The following is a 4,825-nucleotide window of genomic DNA, read 5'->3' on the forward strand; positions in this document are numbered from 1 at the left end:
CTGCGTAATTAAAATCTCCCAAGTTTGGTTCTACGGATTTGACGGCAGGGGTCAATTTGCTCTTGCATTGAATTCGGTAATGTATATTCTAAATGCTTAATGCCTGACCAATTAACATAAATCTGTGTATTCCCTTGTGAGGACTTTACAATCTTTTCACGTATGTTGTCAGCATTTAGCATTTGATACATAAATTTAGGGTAATATTTTTGCTGATCTAATATCAGTCGCTGTGTTCTTTGATTGAACACGTATTTCTCATCTTCATCTATTAGTAAAGTTCTTCCTATGATATTACCTGCTAAGGTTTTATCATTCAAAACCATAGCAAGATCATTTTTATTTAAAACCTTTTTTTTGGTTTTTTCATTTTCTGATGCTCGGATACCTTGATCCGTGTATGTACTGTTTTTCGAGTACGAGCCAATACTTATTACCTTATATTTACCAGTTTTTGCAAACTCACTTTCTAGAGACGTTCCACCTACTGACGACCCGAAGTCCTCCATAGTTCGCAAAGTCCAATCCTCACTAAAACCTGTAAAGCGAATTTGTGGTGTTCGTTGTTTTATACTCATATTACACTCGATTCATAAAAAGCTGATATAACGCAATATTGATATAATAAGAGGTTCTACCAATCTTCTCTTTTTGTAAAAGTCCGATTTCTGTTAGCTCATCAAGATACTTGGTCGCCGTCTTACGCGTTACATCCAAATCGTTTTGGACAAACTCTATCTTGGTATAAGGATGATTAAACAAATTATTCAATAGCTCTTGGCGATAGATTTTGGGTTTTTGCTCTCGGATCGTATGTTTATAGAACTGCATTAGTTTTTTCATCTCTTTGATAAGCGCAATAGTCGAGATAGCTGTTTCTTCTACGCTATCGAGCATAAATAATATCCACCCCTCCCACTCGCCTGTATCTCTTACCTCTTGCAGATAACGATAATAATCGGCTTTGTTTTGGATAAGATAATTACTCAGATAGAGTACGGGCAAATCTAGTAGGCCTTGAGTAATCAGATAGAGAATATTAATGATGCGTCCTGTACGACCATTACCATCATAAAACGGATGGATGCTCTCAAATTGATGATGAATAATTGCCATCTTAACCAAAGGGTCAAGGTCACAAGCTTCATTCTCGTTGGTAAAAGTGACAAGATTATCCATAAGTCTTTTGACGTCATCAGAGTGCTGCGGCGGCGTATAAACGACTTGACCACGATTATTCTGTAGCGTGGTGCCTGGCAGCTTGCGAAAGCCTGCGACGTTCTTTTCAAGTTCTTCTTGAATAGTCAAAATATCACTTAAGCGAATGATTTGATTTTTTCTGATAACCGCAAAGCTTGATTTTAGTGCCTGGTTATAATTCTGCACCTCTTTTGTCGCAAGGTTTTGATCCACCACAGACAGCTCAGCCTTAAATAGCTCATCATGAGTGGTTACTATATTCTCAATCTCAGAACTGTTTTTAGCTTCTTGTAGAACCAGTGTGTTTATTAGTATCGCTTCATTAGGAATGGACGAAACCACACCTTTGAGTTCTGCTAAGTAGCGATGGGCTGATGATAATTTTTTAAGTACCGCTCTAGTTTCTAGCGATTCCATGTTATCAAAGGGCAGCTCTTTGATTTCATACGTTGTCATATACACCTCTTAGAATATGCGTAATTTTCTGGACTTTTTATACATGTTATACAGATATGCATAAATAAATGCTTTTTTTACCCATATTTGCATAACATGCGTAAATTTCCTAATTTTTTACGCATATAAAAGCATCATCACTTTATAGGTCACGTTATTTTAATGCTTTAATAATGCCTGTAACGCTTGCAATCCGGCCATATCAAAAGTATCACCTGTCAACTGATCAATCATACCTGCCAGCTCATTTTCAGAGTTTTCTAGCTGCTTTGTGGTATCCATATAAGTATCGGCGTACTTATCAGCAAGCGCTTGCGTCTGAAGCGTTAGCTCACTGACCACATCGTCTGCCAGCTGCATCATGGCTTGGTCGAGCGGTACGATCCACTTATGCTTAAGTAAGTCATTCACGGTAGCATCGTCCAGCGCCTCGATGGTTTCTTTGGTTTTTTGATGCAAGGCCTCGCTGTCCACTTTAATCTCAAGCTTGAGCGTTTTTTCTTCCTCTAATAAATCGCTGATCTGTACCAGTGTTGCTTCATCGCTGTCTTCTACAAACTCATGCGTGGCTTGTAAAGTCTTGATATAGGCACTGACTTTAGACTTCCCATAATCGCCGCCTTTATTAGCCTCGATATTATTCCAGTTTACGTTAGACTCAGACGCCACATAATCAAGCTTAGCAGGCTTTTTTGGTTTGGTTTCCAAAAAGTCTAGGTAGTCATTTAATGCCGTAATCTCAGGTGTTTCGATATCTGCATAGGCTGTATCAAGCGCTTTATTAACGTCACTGCTTGAGAAGCTGCTACCGCTGTCATTGAGTAGGTTCTCTTTTTGCTCTTCATCCAGCTCATCGATGAGCGCATCAAGCTCACCGCTCACCACGCTCAAGCGGCTTTCTTTATCTTGCAATTGCTGTAATTCATCGCTAAGTAGCTGTCGTTGTACTAAATCAAATGGCAAGATATGCCCGACCCAGCCTTCTTGTACTTCTTGCTCTTTGCCTTTTACCTTTTTTGTGACCATGTTTGGCACAACTTTTTTGGTAGCAGCAAAGCCTTCGGTCTGAATAATTTCAAGATCTATCATGATAGGTTGCCATAAGTCATCAAGTGACTGATAAGCGGTGTATTTATCAATCAGCTCAAACCCTTGCAAGCGCGTGAATATATCATTTGCCAATATATTTTCTTGTTTAGAGATTTTCAGCGTTATGGCATGATCAATCAGCTGCTGATACAGATAGTCAGAAAGAGTGGCAAAGGATGCTCGATAGCGCTCAAAGAATGCCTTAACATCTTGGTTTTGATAAATGCGCTGTTCGATGTCCGTTGTTGTCAATTGATAGTAAGGCATATCCTTTATTTGCGTAAACAAGGTCTCTCGCAAGCTAGGGTACGCTTGCCAGTAGCGCTGCTGTTGGTCAATCTCATGCTGGGGAATACCGCCAAGCATAGTGGCATATATGTCCCACGTCTGCGCATCGTCGGATGAGTCCACATAGCGCGGTATGTTGAGATTATAGTTTTGTTTTCGAATCTCATCTTGACTGACTACACGCGCGTACTTGTCGATATTCTCACGGTTGATGACCGCGTCCGTTATTTTCTTGATGTCGGACGCCCGTAGCTGGTTGTCTTTACCCGCTTTGATGAAGCCTTTTGAGGCATCAACGATTAAGATATCTGTATTGGATCGTTTTTGTTTTAGCACTATGATGATAGTTGGGATGCCTGTACCAAAAAAGATATTGGCAGGCAGTCCGATAATGGCATCGATATGATTATGCTCAATCAGGTTTTTGCGAATGGTCTCTTCATCACCACCACGGAACAGTACGCCATGTGGAAGTACAATGGTCATGATGCCATCAGGCTTTAAGTGATATAAGTCATGCAATAAAAAAGCAAAATCTGCCTTGCCCTTTGGTGCAAGTCCAAAGCGCGCATAGCGTGGATCAGACTCTTTATTCTTGGGTTGCCACTCTTGTGAGTAAGGCGGGTTAGATACCACAGCATCGACGTATAACGGCTGATAACTATTCACAGGGTCAGTCTCGTCAAAGTATGGCCAGTCATCCTCTAGCGTATCGGCATTACGGGTGACGATATTGGCAGGTAACACCCCACGCATGATGAGATTCATACGAGTAAGGTTATAGGTATTTTGCTTCAGCTCTTGAGCGTAGTATTTGATGTTGTTCTTATCGTCAATATGACCAGCTACAGATTGACCGATATTAATCAGTAGTGAGCCTGAGCCGCTGGTTGGGTCATAAATTTCGATCTTCTCACGATCTTTTAAGTGGTACGCCATAATTTCAGACATGAGTAGTGATACTTCATGCGGTGTATAAAACTCACCCGCCTTTTTACCTGCATTGGCCGCAAACATCCCTAACAAATACTCATAGATAAAGCCGAGCACATCGTAGTCCTGTTTGCCTTCCATTGGTATATCTTTAATCAAATAGATAAGGCTACTGGCGGCATTACTCTGTGATTTGGCATTTTCGCCAAGCTTACTTAGTCCAGTTTGTAGCGTATCAAAAATACCTTCAAATACCTTTTTATGTTTGATGTTGCGTGAAAATGCTGACAAGGCATCGCGCACATCAGAGATATCAAAATCACTACCCCTATCGATCCATGTTGAAAATAGATGCGGATAAGCGATAAAGTAGCCGATACCGTTTTTGATAAAGTCTACCGTCTCAGTATCTTCTTCAGTTAAGTTAGCAATGTCTTGATCGGTAAAATCATTCGCTCTTAAAAACTGCTCCTCTTTATCCGATAAAAACTTATAGAACACAAAGCCAATGATATAGTCTTTATATTCATTTGCTTCAATTTTAGAGCGCATTTTATTGGCGGATTGCCATATTTTTCTGGCGAGTTGTTGCTTATTCATGGCGATACAGTCTATGTCATTGAGTAGGTAATATGACGATAGATTGTATCGGTAAGTAGGCTGTAAGGCAAAATAATATTATGAAAGCATATTAAACTGATAGGCTCAATAAAAGACATTTTTTGATGACTTAGATTAACACATGAAGTGCAATACCAAATGTGAGGTGAAAAAAAGACCTAGATGCGCTAGCATCAAAGTTTTTATCCACCGACCAAAGTGAGATTGCAACCATGAACTATACACATCTAAGCCTAGG

At 40.0% G+C, this 4,825-nt stretch carries 3 protein-coding genes; all 3 read right to left on the reverse strand.

Features of this window, described 5'->3' with window-relative positions; translation table 11 throughout:
- Positions 1–8: 8 nt before the first annotated feature.
- The 3 genes from EI162_RS13375 to EI162_RS13385 all read right to left on the reverse strand — a co-directional run bounded on the left by EI162_RS13375 (position 9) and on the right by EI162_RS13385 (position 4,566).
- Entirely contained in the window at positions 9–578 is a 570-nt protein-coding gene (locus EI162_RS13375; RefSeq protein WP_192524808.1) for a restriction endonuclease subunit S, read from the reverse strand.
- Position 579: 1 nt separating this feature from the next.
- The gene (locus EI162_RS13380) at positions 580–1,656 is read right to left on the reverse strand and encodes a Fic family protein (protein ID WP_192524809.1); all 1,077 of its coding nucleotides are present in this window, start codon (positions 1,654–1,656) and stop codon (positions 580–582) included.
- A gap of 159 nt (positions 1,657–1,815) precedes the next feature.
- A complete protein-coding gene (locus EI162_RS13385; protein ID WP_192524810.1) occupies positions 1,816–4,566 on the reverse strand; it encodes a type I restriction-modification system subunit M in 2,751 nt (916 codons plus the stop codon).
- Positions 4,567–4,825 lie beyond the last annotated feature (259 nt).

It is taken from the genome of Psychrobacter sp. FME6, from assembly GCF_014861365.1.
In the GTDB taxonomy this organism is placed as follows: Bacteria; Pseudomonadota; Gammaproteobacteria; order Pseudomonadales; family Moraxellaceae; genus Psychrobacter.

Bases quoted from the DNA above. Each gene is read 5' to 3' on its own strand.
- EI162_RS13375 (WP_192524808.1), bottom strand. From the start codon at position 578: ATGAGTATAAAACAACGAACACCACAAATTCGCTTTACAGGTTTTAGT.
- EI162_RS13380 (WP_192524809.1), bottom strand. From the start codon at position 1,656: ATGACAACGTATGAAATCAAAGAGCTGCCCTTTGATAACATGGAATCG.
- EI162_RS13385 (WP_192524810.1), bottom strand. From the start codon at position 4,566: ATGAATAAGCAACAACTCGCCAGAAAAATATGGCAATCCGCCAATAAA.